The following is a 20991-nucleotide window of genomic DNA, read 5'->3' as shown; positions in this document are numbered from 1 at the left end:
ATTTTTTGAAATATGTCTAAACATCGTTCATCCTCACCGAATTCATTTCCATTGGGTATGAAAATACTCTCCTGCAGGCCTGTCCTTGCGCTGGTAAGTATGCGCCCCGAAATAATCGCGCTGCGCCTGGATCAGGTTGGCGGAAGAGTCTGCTGTGCTATACCCTAACAAGTAATTCAAACCCGAAGAGAGCACCGGCAGCGGGACTCCGTACTGCAGACCTAATGCGACTACAGCGGCAAAGCTTTGCTGAGCGTTGCGTATTTTATCGACCAGCGTAGGAGCCATCAGCAAGCGCGGTTCCTGTTGGTAGATGGTGACCAGTTCTTCCATCAGCTCTGAGCGAATGATGCAGCCGTTGGTCCAGATGCGGGCAATTTCGCTGAAGTTGAGCTCCCAATTCAGCTGCTCCGACACTTCCCGCATTAAGTTAAAGCCGATCTCGTGATTGATGATGCGGGTAACCTGATACGCTTGCTTCAAACTGGCCACAAAGCTGCTGCTGTCAATGGTGACTTTGGGGATTTGTTTCTGATAACGATCCGCCGCTTTTACTCTTTCAGCTTTCATGGCGGAGAGGGCACGGGCCATGACAGCGGCTGAGAGGGTATCGTAAGGTACGCCGTACTCCAATGCTACGGCGGCAGACCAGCCACCAGTGCCTTTCTGTTCTGCCTGGTCGAGTATCTTGTCAAGCAGCAGCACGTCACCTTCTTTCTTTTGCAGAATGTCAATCGTGATTTCCAGCAGATAGCTTCCTAATCCGTTCTGCTGCCATTCCTGAAAGATAGAGGCAATTTCATCAGGGGCTATACCTAGCATATCGCGCAGCAGTGAATACGCCTCCGCCAGGGCCTGCATCTCCGCGTACTCGATGCCATTATGCACCATCTTCACAAAGTGCCCTGCTCCGTCAGGACCGATGTAAGTGGTGCAGGGCTGGCCTTGTCTATCCTTCGCTGCGATCATTTCCAAGTAGCGGGCAACTTGCTCATAACCCACACGCGGGCCACCCGGCATGATAGATGGTCCCTCGCGGGCACCTTCCTCACCGCCTGAAATGCCGGTACCTACAAAGTTAAGTCCTTTATCAGCCAGCAGTGCGGTTCGTCTAGCTGTGTCTTTATAGAAAGAGTTGCCGCCGTCTATCACCACATCACCAGGCTCAAGTAGGGGCATAAGCGCTTCCAGTTGTGCGTCCAGCGCACCGGCGTAGATCATCAACAGAATTTTACGTGGCTTCTCCAGGGACTGTATAAACTCCTCCAATTGATCATAGCCTTTTATATTGGTGAAAGAAGGATTCTCGGTAACCACCTGCTCGGCTATACCTTCTTCTTTACCCGGTACATGCCGATTGTACATCGCGACACGCACGCCGCGGCTGGCCAGGTTCAGGGCAAGACTTTTGCCCATCACGCCCAGTCCAATCACACCAAATTCTGAATGTGGATTCATATGCTCTAGTTTTGTCATGACTTCCTGAACGATCTGCTCAGGGCTTAAGGAAACATCGACGTGTATACCATAGGCAGGCTTCTCCAGCGCTTCCAGTTGAGACTCCAGCATGGTGGGAGGCATGAAATGCGCATGGCGGGCCTGCAACCGCTTCAGGATGGTATCGCGGGAGCCATCGAGGTAGATCCAGCTGATGTCCGGTACAGTCTGCAGCACCTTGCGGTACTCTTCCTTTAGGGCGGAGCAGGCCAGCACGGCTCCACCTTCAGCTTCCCAGGTGGGTATCAGATCCGCCAGTTGCGCCAGCCAGGGTGCACGGTCGCTGTCGTTCAGCGGAATGCCCTGCTGCATCTTATCGACGCTTTGCCGGGGGTGATAATCATCTGCATCATAAAAGGGGAGCCGGAGCCTGTCAGCCAGTTTAATCCCGACAGTGGTTTTGCCACTTCCCGATACTCCCATCACGATGTAAATCATAGTTGCTGGCTTTATAAATGCGCTTCCCGGCAAGCCGGAGGTTCTACACGTTGTTGTTTTTGTACGGAATTGTAGCCAGTAGTTTGCAAATAACTGCAGGCTTATAACATTAAAGTGTCCGGATGTGTAAACACCCTCTATGGAAGTTTTCGTCACGGGTGCGACCGGCTACATTGGTCATAGCTTGGTAAAAGAATTAATCAAGCGAAACGATAAGGTATCAGCGCTGGTCCGATCAAAAGAAAAAGCAGCTGACCTGGCGGCTATGGGTGTGCAGCTATATGTCGGTGACTTACAGGATGTACAGCTACTGGAGGAGGCCTTGGAAGGTACAAATGTCGTGTTTCACCTGGCGGCCTATGCCAAACCCTGGGCAAAAGACGAGCGTACCTACCGACAAGTAAATGTGACAGGAACAGACCATGTATTGACTGCAGCATTGAAAAAAAACGTACAAAAGGTAATACTCACCTCCACCGCCAGTGTTTACGGACCTGCTGCATCACCTCAGCATCCTGTAAACGAAAACACCCGGCGCACTATACCTTATACAAACAGCTACGAAAGCTCCAAGGCAGAAGCAGAGGCGCTCGCACGAGCTTATACGAAACAGGGGCTGGCAGTCGTGATCCTGAACCCAACCCGGGTATATGGCCCGGGCAAAGAGACCGAGAGCAATGGCGTTGCCAAACTGCTGCGGCTATACCTGGCGGGCAAGTGGCGCTTCATGCCCGGTGATGGCAACAGTGTAGGCAATTACTGTTATGTAGACGATGTGGTGCAAGGGCACCTGGTAGCCATGGAGCAAGGCAGGAGCGGGGAGAGTTACCTGCTGGGTGGTGAAGACGCCACATATCAGCAATTATTTGCGCTTATAGGTAGGTTGACTGGAAAGCAAAGAAAGCTTATCCCTATACCTGGCGGCTTGTTGCGCGGGACAAGTTGGGTCATGGTCAAGCTGGCAGAACTGACGGGCACCAAACCCCTGCTCACTCCGGACTGGACCCGAAAGCTGTTGCTTAATTGGAGTGTGTCGAGTCACAAAGCAGAAAGAGAATTGGGCTATACCATTACACCACTAAAAGAAGGACTATCGAGAACGCTACAATCACTCCAACAGAAATGAAACCTGAAAAGACTTATACCTTAATAACGGGTGCCAGCGCTGGCATTGGCCAGGCCATGGCCACCGAATGTGCCGCACGAGGTCAGCACCTGATCCTGGTCGCGCTCCAGGACTCGGGACTCGTGCAAACTGCCGCCAGTTTGCGGGAACAGTTTGGGGTAGACGTCAAAACGATCGAGCTGAACCTGATCGCACCCAATGCCATTCAGTACTTGTATGACTGGTGCCACGAGCAGGGGCTTAGTATTGATGTGCTGATCAACAATGCAGGTATAGGCAATTACAGTTATTTCCAGGAATCATCGCTGGAGGATTACCTACAGATGATTCAGTTGAACGTCAATGCCGTGGTAGCGCTGACGCACTTGTTTATACCAAAACTCAGGGAGCACGAATCGGCTTACATTCTGAACGTGGGCAGTTTTGCTTCGCTCATGCCGCTTCCCTATAAGAGCGTATATGCGGCAACCAAAAGCTTTGTTCTGACCTTTTCCCGTTCGCTGCAGATGGAGCTGGAGCCTTATAACATTCACGTGAGTTGCCTGTGCCCGGGGCCCACCAGCACCAAGACCATGCGAAAGCGCAACCAAAATATCAAGAAGGGCAAAGGCATTCTGACCAAAACCCCTGAGGAAGTGGCGCGACAGGCAATAGATGGTTTATACAAAGACAAAGGGCTTATTATACCTGGCTGGAAAAACAGATTCATGATCCGGCTGGGACGTATCCTGCCGTTTTCGGTCAAGAGCTACATTCTCAAAAAGATCTTTAAACAGGGCGTAGAGGAGGACATCGTGGATGCCACGCCGCCAGCCGCTACGCCCCGCAAAAAGGGGAGGGTCACATTGTAGCGCGATTTACTGCCCTACAGGAACGTGCTGGGGTGCTTTATTTTGAGATGCTCCTGCACTTTCATTCTTAATGAGATGGCGCATGTGCTCGATAGCATATTCTAGCGCATCCATCTTCTCATTCACAAAAACATCCGGCGCGATGCCATAAGGGTCTATCGGATTTTGTTTGATGTCTTTTGCCCGGTAAGAAGAAGGAAATACAACTTCAAAACAACCGACGTTTTTGGGTATGCCGTTGAAACCATCTACTACACCCGCTGTATTCTGTCCGTACACCACCACTTTATTGCTTTGGTTGGCGCGATATATGAAAGTCTCTCCAGAGCTTGCAGTTGCATTGTCGGCTAGTATGATTACTTTTTTCGGACCATTATAGAGTGTGTCAGTTTTAAATGTCCAAGAATCTCCATCATCTTCAAAATAAGCGGTTCCTTTATTGGCCATAAAACCGTCATATTCTTCCTTTTTCTGCTCCGCATATTCTTCCACTGATAAGCCTTTCATGGCTGCTAAAGCTTCTATAATCATTTGCGTATTATATTCGCTAAGCCAAAAACCATTGATAGGTAACTCAATTGGGCCGCTTAAAATGTATGGCAATACAGGAAAATAAGTCCCATCATTACCACCGCTGTTTCCCCTCACATCAATTATCATAAAATCCGATTTCATGATCTTCTCGTGATTCGATTTCATCAAACTATCCACATAGGAACGCTCAACCGAATAAAAGTCAGGAAGTCTCAGATAGGGGATGTCGTCAATATAGGCCAGATGAAACTGGTTATACTTGGCTTGTATCTCTTTCTTGGGCTGTTGACTCTTTTCTTCCGGCCATACCTTGTTCCAGTCACCCAAACCATCTATTTCCAGCAGCGATCTTCCAATTTGCTGAGCGGTTGTATTATTGACTGAATGATCTCCCATCATGAAATTTACCTGATAGGAACCACCAGCTTTTGAAGTCAATTCAAATTTAACGTCGGATTGCTTCCAGTTGGGGTTGCTACTTTTCAGGACAACGCCTACGTAGTCTCTTTCCCGTTTGCTTTCTCCTGTGTTAGGAACAATAGCAATGGTATAGCTGCCATTTTCCCAAATACCGAAGATTGGATGGAGACTGTAGTTCTTTTTCTTGTAGGCTTTCTTAAACTCTTTCTCAGAAAGCTTTATTTTTTCATTGTGATAAACTTTCTTACCCGAATGCAGGATGTATGTATGTCCATCTCGAAAGAAATGCAGGTACTGATCCAACACGGCTTTACAGTCATTTAAATCAGTCACCTGTTCGGCCTTGCGCCTAATGACCTGCTTGTGTGCATTGTAGAGGTCTCTGTTCTCGTCTGTGACTTTATAGATAAACAGGGAATAGTTCTTCTCATAAGCATCCGCAGTAGCGTCAAACGAATCAGTACAATTACAATCCTGCGCTTGTAAAGAGCTGCTTGAAGCTATAGATAAGAAGACTGTGAGTAAGGCTGGTAAGAATGTTTTCATAAAGGGTAGCGTGTGATTAATTAAGGGCTATCTTTTTAGAATATTAAAGATAATGAATTTAATTAATTCGACGCCATCGTCATAACCTGCCAACAAATATTTTACCCTATTACTCTACTTTTAAAACATTTACAGGTTCAACATGTGCTGCTCGAATGGTTTGGGTTAGGACAGTCAGAAGCCCGAATATGGCAACCAAACCAAAGCCTATGCTCACATTTGTAAAACTTAAATCAACCAGACTACTGCCTATATCTTGTCTAATTAAATCACCGCAAAACATGCCTGCCGGAACACCAATAAGTCCGGCAATCAGGATAAGAATGCTGAAATTTTTGGTAACTGCCCACACCAATTCTTTGTTGCTTGCGCCCAATACTTTTCGTATACCCAGTTCTTTCACGCGTGTTTCTACGGAGTAACTGGCTATTCCTAAAATACCCAAACCAGCTATTATCATGACGATGAGGGCTAAGCCTCCGAGAAACTCCATTTCTCCACTAATCTTCGCTGGATAATGGTACTCTTTTAAGTTATAGAGATTTGCTGTTTTTTCAGGAAAATGATTTTCCCATAAGGTTTGAATAGCTTCGGTCACTTCCAGTTCTGTATTTGGTTTTATTTTTATGGTCAAAGTAGCTATTTCATTTGGCAAATACCGGTATACTAAAGGCCTTGTTTCGCCAATAATTTCATTGGGCATGATGCCAATGACTTGCACATAGGCTGAATCCAGTAATAGCGTTTGCCCCACTAAAGTCTCCGATTCGGATTCCAGTAATTTTGCAGCAGCTTCATTCATTAACACATATTGCTCCCTATTTTGGGGCATATTTTCAGGGAAGTTCTGCCCAGATTTTAAGCTAATCCCTTCTGTTTCGATTGTTTTTGGGTCAATGCTCACATGATACATTTCCAGTGTTTTATCTTTTAATGTTACAGAAGACTTGCCCAATTTCATCGGTTCATAATACCAGTTAGTTGCCAAAGTCGTTTCGACCTGGCTTAACTGGCTTACTTCGTTTTGTAAGTTTTTATAATTTTCATCTTTTAAATCAAGTGTCAGCACATGGGGTGACACGGTTGAGTTAATGATGGCGTTGTGTTTTCTATCGTAATCGGCTACTATGACAACCAATATCATCAGCATGATGGTCACTGAAAACTGTACAACAATCAAAGCTTTGTAAACAGCAATACTCTGGAACAGCTTAATGTTCTTTATTTTACGCAAAACTTGTATTGGCTGAAACGCTGACAATAGCCATGATGGAAGTGCCCCAGCGACTAAGCCTGTGATAACTGCGTAGGTTAACAAGCCTAAAATTAAAATTGTGTCATAGGAAAACGCCGTATCCATTTCGGGTATATAGTGCGTTAAAATTTCAACACATGGCATTGTAAACATCAAAGCAAATAAGGAAATAAGGGTCGATTCAGTTAAAAATTGACCAATAATTTGACCTCTTGTGGCGCCAATCGTCTTGCGAATACCTACTTCTTTTGCTCGGGAGAAGGCACGCGCCAATGTTAAACTGATATAATTGAAAGCAGATAAAAGAGTTAAGGCCAGAATTAAAAACAGCTGTATTTTTATACCCTCCCAAGTGCCGACCGCATTAGAGTCATTTTTAATGTCATTGTTTCGGGGAGTAATAGCCTCTAAGGGCTGTGCCAAAAATTGAAGACTGCTCTTATCCAATTTCCGTGTATAGTTTTGGAGCGTTGTATTGAACTGCTCTAAATTATCTTCTGATTTTAACCGAGCGTAAATTGCTGAGCTCTTGAAGTCTCCCCAATTATGTGAACTAGTACTAATTGTTCCTTTTTGTTCAAGCATTTCGGCAGCGTTGATAGAAAGCATGGCCTCAATGGGCAGATGTGTTTCTAAAGGTGGGTCCTGGATAATTCCCTCAACGGTATAAGTACCTAAGCTTTCAAATCGAACCGTTCGCCCTAAAGCATTGGCGCTGCCAAATATCTTTTCTGCTGTTTTTTCAGTCAAAAAAAGGGAAGTGGGATTATCAGTAAGGCCTTGTGCATTGCCTGACAGCAATTTAAAGCCAAAAACATCAAAAAAGGAAGGCTCTGAAAATTTTATGTCAATAGGCACATCACCTCCGTCGGTTTGCAAATTATATTTTCCTGCCAAACGTACTTTTACCGTTTCTTCAACAAAGGAGATACTTTTCAGTTGAGGCGCCAAGGGCAATGGCGCTGTTGCCCATTTGGTTTGTTCCTCCACATTGGTTTCCTGCGTGAGTATCCGTACTATTTGATTTAATTTTGGATGAAATTGGTCTGTATCATACGTGGCTTTTAGGCCAGTAAATAGAATAACACCAACCGCCATACTCAGTGACAAGCTCAGTACATTGACCAATGAAAAAAGTTTGTTTTTCCAGAGTATCCGAACAGCGATTTTTAGATTGTTTCTGATCACAACGTAAAGTGTTGATTTTTAATAAAAATAGACCAAATACTATAGGGAGATCCCTCTGAATCCTATTGCCAAAGTTGGTGCCAAGTTGCAACTAAATGACTATCAGTATTTTAATTAATAATTTATTTAAATTTTGGGCAACTGTTTATTAAACCGTGTTCGATTCCGCACACTTACTGTATCGATCTGATACAGTGAAGTGCAATAGTTTTCACCCTAACAGAGACTACAGCACTTAATTTATCTCATTCGGTGTTTGATGTGCAGAAGCATTGTTAGAAGAGCCTGTAGAGGGGGTATAGCATAAAAAATCCCCGTCTGATGATTCAGACGGGGATTTATGAAATAGGGGCTACGCCCTTGCTTAGTTTACAACTTCCGCAGCCTCTTTTTCTTTCTTCTTGGCTGCTTTTCTAGCGGCTTTCTCGGCTTTGCGCTGCTCTCTTTTAGAAAGCTGCGAAGCTTCAGCAGGTACTTCCCTTTTGCGGCGTGCATCTACCTGCGGCAGTCCAGACGTGTTATCAGTAACCAGCGTCATCTCTTTTACCAGGTGACCAGCTCCGGCAAACTTGTCTACAATGAAAAGCATGTAGCGCACATCTACCGAAATGTTACGTACCTGGTCCGGGTTATAAGTCAGGTCACTCATGGTGCCTTCCCAGTTGCGGTCAAAGTTGGTACCGATCAGTTGCCCATTGGCATTGATCACCGGAGAACCGGAGTTACCGCCCGTGGTATGGTTCGAAGCGATAAAGGCAACCGGAAGCTGACCATTCACGCCGTAAGAACCGTAATCCTTCTTGTCGTACAGCTCCTGCAGACGGGTAGGTATAGCGTAGTCTTCAGCAGCACCAGAGGCAGCTTTCTCGATGATGCCTTCTAGGGTCGTGAAATACTTATACTTCACGCCATCCACTGGCTCGTAAGGCTCTACTTTACCGTAAGCTACACGCAGGGTGGAGTTGGCGTCCGGGTAGAACTTACGATCCTGCTGCATATCGCGCAAGCCCGTCATATACGTTCTGTACAGCAGGTTCAGGTTGTCGTTCACCTTAGTGTAAGTAGGCAACACGTTCGTGCGGTAGTAGTCATTGATGCTGCTGGCCAGCTGGAAGGCCGGGTCATTTTTCAATGGATTGGTTTTGCCCGCTTTGATATCAGCGATCGCCTGACGCACACCGGCTTCAGAAGTGAAAAGCGACTTGCTGTATACTTCGTCCGCATACTTGCTGAAATCGCCTTTGTATTTCGAGCGCACCATCGCGAAGGCTGACGGATGCAGTTTCTGGTCCAGGTTCTCGTAATACATGCCCATTAGAGCAGCGAATACCTTTTTATCGGTCGGCGCATTGTAGTTCTTAAAGTAACCAGCCACACCTTTTTCAAGGCGGTCGAGTTGGGCGTTGATCTCCTGCTGCGGTGCTTTTGCTTCGATCAGCTCGTTTAATTTGATAAAGTCATTGGCATAGCGCACCAGCTCCACACCCCAGGCAGCCTCCATAATGTAGTCGCGGGCGATCGTGATGCCCTCCAGCTGCTTGTAGTTCTTTTCAAAGTCGGCGATTAGGTTGCCATACGTCTGCTTACGGCTGGCATCAGCACTAGCCCAGGCGGTGAACTGCTTCTCAAGCTCCTGTTTGCGGGCAATGGTGTTGGCCTTACGCAGGCCACGGTTCTCACCGATCCACTTTTTCCAGGCATTGGCTACGCTGGCATACTTAGCGGCATACTGTATGCGCACGGCGTCAGAGGCTTTCATGTCCTTATCCAGCACAGCCAGTTTCGTGTCTCGGATCTTGATCTTGTGCGGATTTGAGGTTTCGTAGATTTCCTCAATAGCATGCGAAGTCAGGTACTCGTTCGTACGGCCCGGAAAACCGAACACCATCGTGAAGTCATTCTCCTGCACACCGCTCAGTGAAATTGGGAGGTGATGCTTTGGTTTGTAAGGCTTGTTGTTCGGAGAATACTCTGCCGGGTTGTTGTTCTCGTCGGCATAGATGCGGAAGATGGCAAAGTCACCAGTATGGCGCGGCCACATCCAGTTGTCGGTGTCGCCACCAAACTTGCCGATAGAAGAGGGAGGAGCACCCACTAGACGGATGTCGCGGAAAGTCTCGGTCACATACATGTAGTATTCGTTGCCGTAGAAGAACGGACGGATAACAGCATCGTAGTGGGTACCGGCAACAGCCTGCTGGCGTACCTTCGCGATGTTTTGTTGCACCATTTTCTCGCGTTCAGCCTCTGTTACGTTAGCCGGTATACCTGCCAGAATCTGCTGCGTCACGTCTTCCATGCGCACGATAAAGGTGGCAAATAGACCAGGGTTCGGAAGCTCCTGCTCACGGTTCATGGCCCAGAAGCCTTCGGTCAGGTAGTCTTTCTCAACAGAGCTGTGGCTTTGGATTTGCCCATAGCCGCAATGGTGGTTGGTAAGCAGAAGACCCTCGGAAGAGATCATTTCGCCGGTACAGAAACCGCCAAACGAAACGATGGCATCCTTGAGGCTCGACTGATTGATGCTGTAAATGTCTTCGGCAGAGAGCTTCATGCCCTTTTTCTGCATTTCTGCTTCGTTGAGCTGCTTGAGGAGCATAGGCAGCCACATGCCTTCATCAGGCTTGGCCGTGCTTATACCCAGACTCAGACAGGCTGCAGCAAAAAATGCTATAATGCGCTTACTGATCATGGTTTTTATAAGAGTTGGTTTTGAACACCCAAGATACGTAAGAAATATGAGTTTGGGAGATTGGGATTTTAGGAGTCTGAGAGTTTAGGAGTTAGGGAAGTAATCCTGTAGGAATAGGTTGCTACCTTTACGCTCTGCTTAAGAATTTAAGTGTCATTTCGAACTGGGGGTAGGGGGCCTCTTTTAGTGAGAGATCTGGATTAGTGCCAATACACTGAAATAATCCAGATCTCTCCATTCTGTCGAGATGACAGTTCAGGATATTCAAATACCTGTGCACGATTCGGACAGGTCGCGACCCGTCCCTACAGAATTACACCTTTTAAATCATAAACTCTCAAACTCCTAAACTTTAAAGCGTTCCCATCGTCGGCTCAAAGTTCTTGTTCCCTTCCCAGGTTTTGAAGTTGGAGATCTCTTTCTGAAAGGAATCGATGAACCAAGCCATTAGGCTGATGTCGTCCAGGAAGCCGATCACAGGTATAAAGTCGGGGATTACGTCGAGAGGCGTAACCAGGTATAGCAGTACCGCCACACCAGCCAGCAGCGACTTGTTCGATACTTCCCGGTACGAGCCGTTAATGTAGGCCTTCACCAGGCGGATGAACGTCTGCATGACTTCCTTTACCTGATCGAAGCCGCTTTTGTCGCTCTCTACGTCCACCAATTTGCCATAAGCTGTGGTCAGCAGCATGCCCAGTTTCACAGGCTTGGATACCAGGGCGCCGGCTTTGCCTAGAAAGCCTTTGAAAATAGTGTGTTGCGATAGTTTGAATCCTTTATTTATGAGTTCCTGAATCATGTTTATGTCTTTTGTTTGGCCCTTATACGGCAACATCCTGCTAATTGGTATAAACTGTGGTTTCAGGCAAAGGGAGGCTATATTATGCAGAAAAAATATTCTTACAAACTTGCTTGACTGTGTTGTTTTTTCTCCTTTAAATTGGTGTACCTTTAGCATCAAATTATCCCATACACCTCTAGGCATGTCGCATTGTATATGAAAGCGCCACTCATCGTGCTGGTGTCGTTGCTGATAGCTTCGGCCGCAGTATACCTCGGTTCATTTCTGCTTCCTGACTCCTACGAGGTCAGGCGCTCCATCGTGGTCAATGCCAGACCAGAGCAGGTATTCACCTACCTGAACAACCCAACCGAATGGGAAAAGTGGAATGCCTGGAACAAAGCCTATGACCCCACCATGATCCGCCTTTATGGTGGTCCGCTCACCGGCAAGGGTGCCTACCAGGAGTGGAATGGCGACAAGGTGGGGATGGTAAAAGTGCACTTTACGGATAGTACCCCGCCAACCGAACTTTACTACAAACAACTCACCAAAGGAGAGGACTTTGAGACCATTGGCATCTTCAGCCTCGAACCGTTGGAAGAAGGAACACGGGTGGTATGGCAACAGCGCTCAAAAGTGGCAGGCGACCCTTATAACAAATATAGAGGCTTCTTTAAGAAACTGAAAACCGAGCAGGAAACAGAACAAAGCCTGCTATCGCTCAAAGCTTTGTTTGATCCTGTGGCTAAAGCAGAAAGCAAAGCACAATTAGCCAACAGAAAAGGCCGCAGCTAGGTATAGCAGCGGCCTTTTGCTTTGATACAGGTATAACTAAAGCAGTTCGTTCGCCAGGTTGGCCAGCTCAGATCGCTCGCCTTTCAGCAGGGTGATGTGCGCATACAAGGGATGGTTGCGGGCCCGGTCAATCAGGTAGGAGAGGCCATTACTCTGCGAGTCCAGGTATGGTGTGTCGATCTGGTAAATGTCACCTGTAAATACGATCTTGGTATTTTCTCCCGCTCTGGAAATGATGGTTTTCACTTCATGCGGCGTTAGGTTCTGCGCTTCGTCCACAATAAAATAAATGTTCGAAAGGCTGCGACCTCTGATATAAGCCAGTGGCGTGATCACCAGTTTCTCCAGCTCCACCAGCTCTCTCAGCTTCTGGTACTCCTTGCTGTTCTCGGCATACTGGTTCTGAATATACTTCAAGTTGTCCCATAGCGGCTCCATATAAGGATTGAGCTTCGATTTGATATCACCGGGTAGGTAGCCGATGTCTTTGTTGCTGAGCGGCACGATCGGGCGGGCCAGGTAGATCTGCTTGTAATCACGGCGTTGCTCCAGGGCACTTGCCAGAGCCAGCAGCGTCTTGCCTGTACCGGCTACGCCCTGTATACTCACCAATTTTATGCGCGGATTTAACAAGGCATGCATGGCGAAAGTCTGCTCGGCGTTGCGCGGCTTCACACCATAGGCCGTCTGCTTGTCAACCCGCTCAAACTGATCATCAGCTGGGTTGTAGTAGGAGAGAATCGAGTTCTTAAAGCTTTTGAGCACATAGTAGTGATTGTCAGGCGGCGTTTCCTTGATCACTTTGCCGCTGACAGCATTGCCTTTTTCATAGAGCTCGTTGATTACACCCGAATCAATCTCATCTAAGGTGTCACTGCCAGTATACAAACCAGCTACATCCTGAATCTTGCCGGTTTCATAGTCTTCCGCGATCAGGTTGAGTGCACGGGCCTTGAGACGCAGGTTAATATCCTTAGTCACCAGCACCACTTTGCTTTTCGGAAAGTCCTGCTGCATGTGCAGGGCGGAGTTCAGGATGTGGTGATCGTTCTTATCACCGAAGATCTTTGTAGCGTCCAGTTTGGCGCTGCCATTCATCATCACCTTAAACTTGCCTTTGGTTTTGCCATTGAGCGGGATCCACTCCTGCAGCATGTGCTCAGAGGATAGCTTATCGATGAAACGGATAAACTCACGGGCCTCAAAGTTCTTGATATCGTTGCCTTTCTTGAAGTTGTCAAGCTCTTCCAGCACCGTGATCGGTATAGCCACATCGTGCTCCTGGAAGTTCTGCACTGCACTGTGGTCGTAGAGAATGACAGAGGTATCGAGTACGAATATTTTCTTTTCTTTTGTGTCAGAGGGTTTCTTATTAGCCGAAGCTTTTACCTTGCTGGCCGTGCGGGAATTTTTTTCGGTGTTGTCTTGGGTTGTCTTCGTCTGTTTGGGCATAAGGGAAGGGCTAAAGGGCTGAACATACTCTTTTTACGCAATTACATAGCGCTTAGTCTATCTTTGAAACAGGCTATTTATTTTTACGCACATGCTCTGTTACAGCAAATAATTTTCTTTAAAATTTAGATACCTGATTCATAACCATTTACATGTTTCTTTAGTACAACTAAATATTTAGTTAAAAGAAAAATTATTTTTATATTTGCTCAAGCACACATCATCTGTTGAGGCCAGTGCCATGCGAACTTTACCAATTAAGCTTGTCGTATGAAAACCTACTATACCTTCTTTTTTATCCTGCTGCTCGCCATGCCGATTTCGCTGCAGGCGCAGTCCAAGCCCAAGAAGGGCATCTGGCCCTTCAAGAACAACCGTTTCGACAAAGAGGGCCGTCACCACGGACGCTGGAAGCTATACCTGTCAGACAACACCACGCTGCTACGCAACGGCCGTTTCAAGCACGGGCAGGAGCGGGGCAAGTGGCGTTACTATTACCCGGATGGCAGCATCCGTAAGATCGAGTATCACAAACCCAACTCCAAGGAGTTCTTGGTCAAGCTATTCCACGACAACGGCGAACTGGAAAAACAGGGAATGGCACGAGTAGTAGAAACAGAGCGCGTGATCCACTACTACTGGTTCGGCACCTGGCAAGTCTACAACCGCGCCGGCCAACTTACTCACACCGAGTACTATGAAAAGGGAAATGAGATCAAGCTGGAATTGAGCCGGAAATGATGGGAGGGGGATTAATTGGGTTGTAATCTGTCTGAATCAGGATTTTCAGGATTTTAAGATTTTCAGGATTCTCGTACACGATTGTCATCCCCCTGCACCATTCGAAGGGTACTTAGCTGCCTTTACCAGTATGCAGGTATAAACGCTGTAGTGAATAACCACTGGCAGGTGTAGCAAGACTAACTTGCAAGCTGGCTATGAAACATACACACTTGCAAAGTGCACAAAAGACGATTTTGTGTTTGAGCGGTCAGCGAGTTTAAAAGCGTCTTGATTTTTTTGCTTACTTTTTTCATCAAGGAAAAAAGTAAGGCCCCGCCGGCCAGGCGAAAAGGTGCCCGCCGCACAGGCGAAGCTATAGAACAATAAACTCACTATAACTGCAATAGCCACAGCTATACCTGGCCACCATACCCGACACAAGCTAGGAAGCTCGCGCCATACACACACCTTAACTCAAAGTATAATACTCTTCCTTTTCCTTATCATGCAGCCGCAAATACCCATGAATAACCAGCTTCACTAACATCCGATAAGCCCTCCGTTCAGAGAGATTCGCAATCTTCATATACTGTCGAAGCGTAACCCGCCGGTTAAGCGCCAGGTAATCAAGCACGGCACGCTCATGACGATCGAGTGGGATGCGCTCAAAAGCAGGCTCTTCCGTTTGCATAGACTTCTCTACCATTTTACTGGTTTGCACACTCGTATCATTCACACGCACATAGCCGCGCCAGTCATCCTCTTTCACTTTAGCAAAATGCGGCTTCTGGTCACTTTCCGGCACCGTTACTTTCAAAATCGTTTGCCCCTCCAGCTCTACTTCTTCATAAGCTAATTGCAGCGGAGGGTCGCAGTAGAATGCAGCTGCCAGTTCCAAGGTGTGTTTTTCTTCATCCGGGTCGATGCCCACGATATAGCCATTGTCTTTCACACCGATCAAAATGGTGCCACCGCGTGTATTGGCAAAGGAAACCAGGGTGCGGGCTATTTTGTCGGGCTGGGTGACCCGTTGTTTAAAGTCTACCTGATCATTTTCGCCCTGCCAGATCAGGCGCTGTAAATCGTCCATAGTCAGAAGGCTGTAGGTATAGAGGCTATACCTGATGATAAAATGAAAAGCGATGTTAGCTGCCTTGTCTTAAATATGTAAGCTACGTGCAGCGTCAAGAAAGCATAAAAAGAGCGAGCCTGTGGGGGCTCGCTCTTTTTATACGCAATATTTATTAGAATGGCAGATCGTTGTCTGCATCGCTACTGTAGAAAGAAGGAGCAGCTGACTCCTGTGCCGGAGCACCAGCTGGAGCACCAAAACCACCGTTTGCGGCAGCACCCTCTACACGCCACGCCTGCAGGTTGGTGAAGTACATGGTCTGGCCGTTTTTAGTGAATGGCTTGCCTGTCAGGTTAAAGGTAACTTTCACTTCGTCGCCCGGCTTGTAGTTGTCGATCAGGTTACACTTGTCTTGTGTCAGCTGGAACTTGCAGTACTGCGTGAATGAACCATCCGGAATCTCCAACACGAACTCACGCTTTCTGAATTTTTCACTTACCTGCTGTTCTTCAAACACTTCGTACAGCTTTCCTTGAATATCAAACGACATAAAATAAACTTTAGAATGAATAGATTGATCTAATTACAAATATACAAAATCTTTGGTTTCGGCGGGACTAAAAAAAGGCAGCTTTCTTAAAAAATCGCCTTAATAGAGCTCAGGCAAAACAGCGAAGCGCTTGCTGGCGTAGGAACCACTGTAACGCACCAAATACCTATGCAGAACCTAGCAATTGCCATTCACGGAGGAGCCGGCACCATTACGCCTGCATCTATGACACCCGATTTAGAGAAAGCCTACAAAAGCGCCCTGTCTCATGCCCTGAGCAAAGGTTATCAGGTACTTGAAAAAGGGGGAAGTGCCCTGGATGCAGTAGAACTGGCTGTTGCGCTACTGGAAGACTCTCCACTGTTTAATGCCGGTAAAGGCTCTGTATTTACTAAAGAAGGCAAACATGAAATGGATGCGGCTATCATGTGCGGCAAGACCATGGAGGCAGGCGCTGTGGCAGGCGTACGTAGCATCCGAAACCCGGTGCGGCTTACGAGGGCCATACTTGAGCACTCGGACCATGTGTTTCTGTGTGGCTATGGGGCGGAGGAATTTGCCCGAAAGTATGACATCGCTTTTGAGCCGGAAGAGTACTTTTATGACAAGCACCGCTATAAGCAGTGGCGGGATGTACGGGATACCGACATCTTCATGCTCGACCATACCGAGGACCGCAAATTCGGGACTGTGGGTGCTGTAGCCCGTGATGCCAATGGCGACCTGGCTGCGGCTACCTCCACAGGCGGTATGACCAACAAGAACTACAACCGCATCGGGGACAGCCCGGTGATCGGCTCAGGTACCTATGCGAATAATGACACCTGTGCGATATCCTGCACAGGCCATGGAGAGTTTTTTATTCGGGCGGTGGTCGCCTACGACGTTTCCTGCCTGATGGAATACAAAGGCTATACCTTACAGGAAGCCTGCGATGAAGTAGTGATGGACAAGCTTGTCCGGTTTGGGGGTGAGGGCGGCCTTATCGCAGTAGACAATAAAGGCAACATCGCCCTACCTTTTAACTCTGAAGGGATGTACAGGGGCTACAGAACCAGCGGAGATAAGGAGGGCAGGGTTTCTATTTATAAAAACTAGTTGCTGCTAGACTCGGATGCCATTTCGTTCTTCTCAACATCTTCCATGTCTTTGTAAAAGGCACGTGAGTTTATGTTGAACACATTGCCCTTAGCCAGTACATGCATCATCATGCCGGCAATGGCAACAGGTCGTCCGTTCTCTATATCATTGATGTTGGTATATCTTACGCCATGACCATCAACTACCACGACCAGGTTGGAGCCAATGGTTTCGATCATGTGGCCGTCTGTGATCAGGACGCCTGTATCTTCGCCAAGACCTATACCTACTGTTTTGGGGTGCGTCACGACGGCTTCCATCAGGCGCCCGAAGCGTCCACGTATCACAAAGTGCGAGTCGATGATCACGCCGTTGATCAGGCCAAAACCATGTCCCATCTTAACGGAGCCTCGCAGCAATGCTTCGGTAGAGCTGCCGCCCTTGATCATGATCTCTGACATGGCCATGGCGCCCGCACTGGTGCCGGCGACAACAAAGTCCTCGTGCCAATACCTGTCCTTGATGATCTGCAGAAATTCTGTTTCGCCGAAAATGCGGGTAAGCCGGGATTGATCACCACCGCTGAACATGACACCATCTGCTTTTCGGATCCGCTCCAGGTATTCAGGTTTCAGGGCGTCTTCCTCTTCCCGGATGTGCAACATGTTCACATTCTCACAGCCTAAAATGGCAAATGCACTCTCATAGCGTTCACCCACTTCTTCAGGTATAAGCGATGCTGTCGTAATCACTTCAATGGCAGGTTTGCGGGCAGGTATCTCACTCAGGAAACGCTTTAATATTCCCAGCTCAAAGAAATCGAGGTAATATTTCTTTTTGTGTTTTGGGTTGGGGTATGAGCCTTTGTCTTCGTTTCCGCCAATGGCTATCAGCTTTCCTTTTGGTCTATCCACGGGTGCTTCTTTTTATGCTAATTGTATTGTTACAGTGAAGGTATGATTGCAGCAGCCATCATAACCCTCCCCTAAGATTACCTATATTTTTGAAAATCGTTACGGACATAAAGCCTTTATTCTGATTTAAGGGCATATTTCTTCATTTAGTTGAATTGCACTCAAAAAAATAAGCATAGGCAAAACAATACGAATATCATATTTGTTATATATCTCCTTGATATGCGATCTTGCTATATATATTTTATCTAATAAAAGTTATATTTTCTAAACCTCTGCAATAACCTGCCGTATAGTAATCACACAAGCCCAGGCTTATATTTATTTACGACGCTAAACCTTTCCAAGCTATGAAACTAAACAACCTGAACGACTTATTTGTCCACGAGCTCAAGGACATCTATAACGCTGAAAAGCAGATTACAAAAGCACTTCCGAAAATGATGAAAGAGGCTTCGTCCTCTCAGCTCAAGAAGGCTTTTGAAATGCACTTAAGCGAAACAGAGAAACAAATAGAGCGACTGGAACAAGTCTTCGATATTTTGGGCATGAAGGCCTCTGGCGAAAAATGCAAGGCGATGGAAGGAATCATCAAAGAAGCGCAGGACATGATGTCCGAAAACGCTGACTCTGATGTGATGGACGCCGCCCTGATCGCTTCTGCCCAGCGTGTGGAGCACTACGAAATCGCCGGTTACGGCACCCTCTGTACCTATGCCAAGCAGCTAGGTCACAAAGAGATACTGAACCTGTTGCACACCACGTTGGAAGAAGAAAAAGCCACAGACCTCAAGCTGACTGATCTGGCTGAAAGCAAGATCAATGTAAAAGCCGAACACAAAGGAGCAAAGTAAAGCTCTAACGAAATAAGGAAAAAAATCTGTCCTTTCCCCATGCTAACCAAGCTGGCCAGAAGGAGACAGATTTTTTTCGTTTATACCTGTACCAACGAAAAAGCCCCGCATTGCTGCAGGGCTTTTTTGTTTAAGGTTGCTATACCTATTTCAGCATGGCATCCAGTGTGTTGGTAGATACTGCATGGTAATTCGGCTTGGCACGCACATAAATCTCCTGTGCTTTTTTCTTACCGGCAGGTGTAGCAGCCAGGGCTTTGTAGATCGGCACCAGGAATTTGCGACGACCTACATTGGTCAGGAAGTTATCGAGGGCCTGATCCGCTGCAGTATAATTGTTGCGGATGGTATGGATGAACCAGGCGGCCAGTACTTCAGAATTGCCGGAGTTCGTAAATCCGAAGGCCTTGTCGAGCTCAGCCAACTGCTGCTGGCTCATCTGCTCAGGCAGCATGCGAATAAAGTGCAGCCATTCGTGGCTGGACCAGTCTTTGGTTTGCAGCTGATTGGCTGGCTTGCCGCTTTGCCAGGCTTTGAATGACTCTTCTACCTGGGCGAAACGCTTCGAGGTTGGTTTGGCATGATCTTCCGGTAGCCCTGGCGTATACACCCAGCCTTCGATGTTGATCTGCTCAGCAATTTTCTCGTCACCCTGAATCAGCTCCTTGCGCAGGAAATCCAGGAAAAGGTCCGTGTTGGTGCTCTGGAACGCAAAGGTCTGGAAGTATTTGTTCAGGAACTGGTCAAAGCGTTCACGGCCAACCACCCGCTCAATGTTCTGCAGAAAGAAATTACCTTTTTCGTAAGCAATATCTGTCAGTCCTTCGTCCGGGTCACGTCCTTCCAGGTCCAGTTTCAGGCGGGTGTCATCACTATTCGGCCCCAAGTCTTCCAGGGTATGCTGCAAATCCTGATAGCCGAGCACGTTGAGCATGTCAGCGTAGTCTTTCCCATAGATCTCCTCCATGATGCGGCGCTCAAAGTAAACCGTAAAGCCTTCATTCAGCCAGAAATCATCCCAGGTGCCGTTGGTCACCAGGTTACCGCTCCAACTGTGCGCCAGTTCGTGCGCGATCAGACTGGTCAGGGAGCGGTCTTTAGCCAATACGGTAGGGGTTACAAAGGTTAGGCGCGGGTTTTCCATACCTCCGAAGGGGAAAGAAGGAGGCAGCACCAGCAAATCGTAGCGGTCCCAGCGGTACTTGCCATACAGTTTTTCAGCCGCTACCAGCATCTTGTCCATCTCTGCAAATTCATACACGGCCGCATCAATCGTAGCAGGTTCGGCATAGATACCTGTCTGTTGCCCGATCGGCTTAAACACCATGTCGCCCACGGAAAGCGCCATCAGGTAGGACGGGATTGCCTGTCGCATTTCAAAGGTATAGCTACCGGTATTGTTTTTCTGCTGCGGGTTTTCGGCGCTCATCACGGCCATCAGTTCTTTCGGCACCTGTACTTTAGCGCTGTAAGTGATGCGTATACCTGGGCTGTCCTGTATCGGAATCCAGGTGCGTGCCAGGATCGCCTGTGACTGCGTGAACAGGAACGGATGCTTCTTGCCGGCTGTCTGCTGCGGATTAAGCCACTGCAGCGCGTCTGCAGTGGCAGTGGTGCGATACTGGATGGTGACATAGTCTGTCTCAGGCTGTATCGCAATGATCAATGGACGACCCAGGAATTCCTTTTCATCGCCCAGCTTAAAGGTAGTAGGAGTCTGCTCCTTGCCCAGATATACCTGCTCAATTTCAAGACCACGGGTATCGAAAATAATCTCGTTGCCTTTTGCCTTATTCTCTATCTGGTAAGAGGCTTTACCGGAGATCACTTTCTGATCAAAATTCACGGCGATGTCGAGGTCCAGGTGGTGTGCCACAGCCTCTGCCGGTTTGGCAAAGCTGTGCACATCGCTTGGCGCCTGGGCCATTCCTTGCTGTTCTGCTGTCATAGTTTCATCTGTCGTAGTGGTCTGGGTGGAGCAGGCGCCTAGTTGCAGACTTCCGGCCAAGCCCAGGCCAAGTAAGAATTTACGGTATGGAGTCATTGTATACATTAGTTATGGTGTGGTAAGATACATTATTTGTCAGGAACTGTAAAGTATCAGCGTCTAAACGTATCGACACGCGCTTGCAGTACGTAATATGTTATAGAGGCTCGGTTTTGACAGTTAAGTTGATCTGCTTTGTGCAGCTGAAACAGGCTGACTGCTTTCAACAC

General features: G+C 47.5%; 16 protein-coding genes. 6 read left to right on the top strand and 10 right to left on the bottom strand.

The window, feature by feature from the left end:
* Window positions 1-42: 42 nt before the first annotated feature.
* Window positions 43-1935 (bottom strand): NADP-dependent phosphogluconate dehydrogenase, encoded by a 1893-nt coding sequence (gene gndA, locus I0P70_RS04190; protein WP_196114922.1) that lies wholly within the window; start codon window positions 1933-1935, stop codon window positions 43-45.
* A gap of 139 nt (window positions 1936-2074) precedes the next feature.
* Here gndA and I0P70_RS04185 point away from each other — a divergent pair, with 139 nt between their 5' ends.
* Both I0P70_RS04185 and I0P70_RS04180 read left to right on the top strand, forming a co-directional pair.
* A complete protein-coding gene (locus I0P70_RS04185) occupies window positions 2075-3061 on the top strand; it encodes an SDR family oxidoreductase (protein WP_196114921.1) in 987 nt (328 codons plus the stop codon).
* A complete protein-coding gene (locus I0P70_RS04180) occupies window positions 3058-3912 on the top strand; it encodes an SDR family oxidoreductase (RefSeq protein ID WP_196114920.1) in 855 nt (284 codons plus the stop codon). The genes I0P70_RS04185 and I0P70_RS04180 overlap by 4 nt, the downstream gene beginning before the upstream one ends.
* Window positions 3913-3918: 6 nt before the next feature.
* On the opposite strand, the gene I0P70_RS04175 is transcribed toward I0P70_RS04180, so the two are convergent.
* The 4 genes from I0P70_RS04175 to I0P70_RS21565 all read right to left on the bottom strand — a co-directional run bounded on the left by I0P70_RS04175 (window position 3919) and on the right by I0P70_RS21565 (window position 11349).
* Window positions 3919-5412, bottom strand: a complete 1494-nt coding sequence (locus tag I0P70_RS04175; protein WP_196114919.1) for a S41 family peptidase — start codon at window positions 5410-5412, stop codon at window positions 3919-3921.
* Window positions 5413-5521: 109 nt separating this feature from the next.
* The gene (locus tag I0P70_RS04170; RefSeq protein ID WP_196114918.1) at window positions 5522-7855 is read right to left on the bottom strand and encodes an FtsX-like permease family protein; all 2334 of its coding nucleotides are present in this window, start codon (window positions 7853-7855) and stop codon (window positions 5522-5524) included.
* Window positions 7856-8219: 364 nt separating this feature from the next.
* Entirely contained in the window at window positions 8220-10547 is a 2328-nt protein-coding gene (locus I0P70_RS04165; RefSeq protein ID WP_196114917.1) for a S46 family peptidase, read from the bottom strand.
* A 352-nt stretch (window positions 10548-10899) separates the two neighbouring features.
* Window positions 10900-11349, bottom strand: a complete 450-nt coding sequence (locus I0P70_RS21565; RefSeq protein WP_370583174.1) for a YkvA family protein — start codon at window positions 11347-11349, stop codon at window positions 10900-10902.
* Between the two features lie 198 nt (window positions 11350-11547).
* Here I0P70_RS21565 and I0P70_RS04155 point away from each other — a divergent pair, with 198 nt between their 5' ends.
* The gene (locus tag I0P70_RS04155) at window positions 11548-12129 is read left to right on the top strand and encodes an SRPBCC family protein (protein ID WP_196114915.1); all 582 of its coding nucleotides are present in this window, start codon (window positions 11548-11550) and stop codon (window positions 12127-12129) included.
* A 36-nt stretch (window positions 12130-12165) separates the two neighbouring features.
* On the opposite strand, the gene I0P70_RS04150 is transcribed toward I0P70_RS04155, so the two are convergent.
* Complete coding sequence (locus I0P70_RS04150; RefSeq protein WP_230391977.1) at window positions 12166-13581, bottom strand: PhoH family protein; 1416 nt, start codon at window positions 13579-13581, stop codon at window positions 12166-12168.
* Between the two features lie 270 nt (window positions 13582-13851).
* On the opposite strand from I0P70_RS04150, the gene I0P70_RS04145 reads away from it, so the two are divergent.
* A complete protein-coding gene (locus I0P70_RS04145; protein WP_230391976.1) occupies window positions 13852-14322 on the top strand; it encodes a toxin-antitoxin system YwqK family antitoxin in 471 nt (156 codons plus the stop codon).
* Window positions 14323-14773: 451 nt separating this feature from the next.
* Here the strand turns inward: I0P70_RS04145 and I0P70_RS04140 are convergent, their stop codons facing one another.
* Complete coding sequence (locus tag I0P70_RS04140; protein WP_196114914.1) at window positions 14774-15394, bottom strand: helix-turn-helix domain-containing protein; 621 nt, start codon at window positions 15392-15394, stop codon at window positions 14774-14776.
* Between the two features lie 154 nt (window positions 15395-15548).
* Window positions 15549-15926 (bottom strand): DUF3127 domain-containing protein, encoded by a 378-nt coding sequence (locus I0P70_RS04135; protein WP_196114913.1) that lies wholly within the window; start codon window positions 15924-15926, stop codon window positions 15549-15551.
* A 168-nt stretch (window positions 15927-16094) separates the two neighbouring features.
* Here I0P70_RS04135 and I0P70_RS04130 point away from each other — a divergent pair, with 168 nt between their 5' ends.
* Window positions 16095-17024, top strand: a complete 930-nt coding sequence (locus tag I0P70_RS04130; RefSeq protein WP_196114912.1) for an isoaspartyl peptidase/L-asparaginase family protein — start codon at window positions 16095-16097, stop codon at window positions 17022-17024.
* Here the strand turns inward: I0P70_RS04130 and I0P70_RS04125 are convergent.
* Window positions 17021-17920, bottom strand: a complete 900-nt coding sequence (locus tag I0P70_RS04125; RefSeq protein WP_196114911.1) for a cyanophycinase — start codon at window positions 17918-17920, stop codon at window positions 17021-17023. The two genes, I0P70_RS04130 and I0P70_RS04125, sit on opposite strands and share 4 nt — an antisense overlap.
* Before the next feature lie 350 nt (window positions 17921-18270).
* On the opposite strand from I0P70_RS04125, the gene I0P70_RS04120 reads away from it, so the two are divergent.
* The gene (locus tag I0P70_RS04120) at window positions 18271-18774 is read left to right on the top strand and encodes a ferritin-like domain-containing protein (protein ID WP_007660101.1); all 504 of its coding nucleotides are present in this window, start codon (window positions 18271-18273) and stop codon (window positions 18772-18774) included.
* Window positions 18775-18919: 145 nt separating this feature from the next.
* Here I0P70_RS04120 and I0P70_RS04115 read toward each other — a convergent pair whose 3' ends face one another.
* Window positions 18920-20827 carry a M1 family metallopeptidase gene (locus tag I0P70_RS04115; protein ID WP_230391975.1) on the bottom strand — a complete coding sequence of 636 codons (1908 nt, stop codon included), beginning with the start codon at window positions 20825-20827 and terminating at the stop codon, window positions 18920-18922.
* Window positions 20828-20991 lie beyond the last annotated feature (164 nt).

This window comes from Pontibacter sp. FD36 (assembly GCF_015686655.1).
Lineage (GTDB): Bacteria > Bacteroidota > Bacteroidia > Cytophagales > Hymenobacteraceae > Pontibacter.
This window is presented reverse-complemented; position numbering and strand designations above follow the sequence as displayed.